The sequence below is a fragment of the Rhodopseudomonas sp. BR0C11 genome (assembly GCF_010820945.1).
Classification (GTDB): Bacteria; Pseudomonadota; Alphaproteobacteria; order Rhizobiales; family Xanthobacteraceae; genus Rhodopseudomonas; species Rhodopseudomonas palustris_H.
This window is the reverse complement of the sequence record NZ_QTKI01000613.1, coordinates 1-1,904: the sequence shown is the minus strand read 5'-3', so window position 1 is coordinate 1,904 and position 1,904 is coordinate 1. Positions and strand designations below refer to the sequence as shown.

General features: G+C 62.9%; 2 protein-coding genes. One reads left to right on the top strand and one right to left on the bottom strand.

Annotation, left to right across the window (positions count from 1 at the left end):
- Nucleotides 1-46: 46 nt before the first annotated feature.
- Nucleotides 47-1,018 carry a TorF family putative porin gene (locus tag DYI24_RS25790; protein WP_164574331.1) on the top strand — a complete coding sequence of 324 codons (972 nt, stop codon included), beginning with the start codon at nt 47-49 and terminating at the stop codon, nt 1,016-1,018.
- Between the two features lie 273 nt (nt 1,019-1,291).
- Here DYI24_RS25790 and DYI24_RS25785 read toward each other — a convergent pair.
- On the bottom strand, nt 1,292-1,904 hold a 613-nt coding region (locus DYI24_RS25785), incomplete at its 5' end, for an ATP-binding cassette domain-containing protein (protein ID WP_164574330.1).

Genomic DNA, 1,904 nt, shown 5'->3' with positions numbered 1-1,904 from the left:
TCCTTGAACTTCGGGTCCGGCTGGCTTGGAAACGATGGGGATCAAAATGAAGAAGACAATCTTGTCGGTCGCGGCTTTGCTCGCAGTCGGCGTGGGCTCGGCCTCGGCGGCTGATCTGCCCGCCAAGGTGTACACCAAGGCTCCGCCGATCGTGGCGTTCGATCCGTGGGATATCGCGTTCGGCGCGGCCGTCATGAGCGACTACGTCTTCCGTGGCGTCACCCAGTCGAACCACAAGCCGTCCGTCACTGCCTATTTCGAGCCGCGCTACAACCTGACCAAGGACCTGCAGCTCTACGTCGGTACCTCGTTCGAGAGCATCTCGTTCGCCAACCGCGCTGCGGCTGAAGTTGACATCTACGGCGGTATCCGCCCGACCTTCGGCGCCTTCGCGTTCGACTTCGGTGTCTGGGGCTATCTGTATCCGGGTGGGTCGTGCGTCGACAGCACTCCGGGCGGCTCGGCCACGCAGTGCGGCGTCGGCAGCTTCCCGATTTCGCTGCTGAACCAGAATGCCATGAAGAAGGACGTGAGCTTCTACGAAGGCTACGCCAAGGTGACCTGGACCGCGAACGACATGTTCGCGTTCGGTGCCAACGAATTCTATTCGCCGAACTTCCTGAACACCGGTGCCTGGGGCAACTACGCCTCGGTGACCGGCAAGTTCACCGCTCCGAGCACCCTGTTCGGTGCGAGCGGCGTCGGCATGTACGTGTCGGGTGAGTACGGCCGTCAGTGGTTCGGTACTACCGACGTGTTCTATGGCCCGATCAAGCTGGCCGATTACAACACCTGGAACATCGGCGTGGGCTTCACCTATAAGGTGTTCACCCTCGATCTGCGTTACTCGGACACCGATCTGTCCAAGGGTAATTGCAATGCCTTCACCAGCGACTTCACTGCCTCCGGCAACACGGCCTGGACCCCGATCAACCAGACCGGCGTTGGTTCGAACTGGTGCGGTTCGACCTTCATCGCCAAGCTGTCGGCTGACGTGACGCTGGGCGCTCTCAAGTAAGACGACATCCCTTCTGGGGGGCTGAGGGCGGCAGAGAAATCTGCCGCCCTTTTTCTTTGTGATCTCATAATTGAGCGGGCCGGCTTTTGACGGCCTTCGCGAGCCTCCTGGCTTTCCCCACTCCTGGGCTTGGCAAGGCTTAGACTAGTGGTGGCCAGTGATCCGGCTGGATTTTGCGCTAATCGCTCACCGAGCAGCAACGGCGGCCGATCGGCCGCCGCACGTCGTTTCGATCTCTAGCTTACTGCCGCGTTGGATCGAGCAGATGGTGGATCAGCTGCCCGCCAGCCCCACTTCCGGAGCCGCCGCTTTGGCCCGGTCCTGCAGGGTGAAGCCGTTGCCGGTCCGTGACAGCACCGCGTCGCGCTGATGGAAGGCTTCGAGCGTCGAGCGGTGGCCGATCGAGACGATCGTGGTGCCCGGCAGCTTGCGGTCCAGCAGCTTGTACAGCGCCGCTTCGGACGGCTCGTCCAGCGACGCGGTGGCTTCGTCGAGGAACAGGTATTGCGGTGCATGGAGTAGCGCCCTGGCGATGCCGAGCCGCTGCTGCTCGCCGAGCGACAGCGTCCTGTTCCAATGGCCATGCTGATCGAGCCGCTCCGCCAGCGCCGGCAGCCCGACCTCACGCAGCACCTCGGCGACCTGAGTATCGCTGAACGCACCGGATTCGGCCGGATAGACGATTGCCGCACGCAGCTCGCCGACCGGGAAATACGGGCGCTGTGGCAGCATCATCAGCGTCGCATCCGCAGGGATTGCGATCGAGCCAGAGCCGAACGGCCAGATCCCAGCGATCGCGCGGAATAGCGTCGACTTGCCCGCACCCGATGGGCCAACGATCAGGGTCCGCTCGTTGTCGCCGATCTTGAAGCCGTCGGCGCTGATC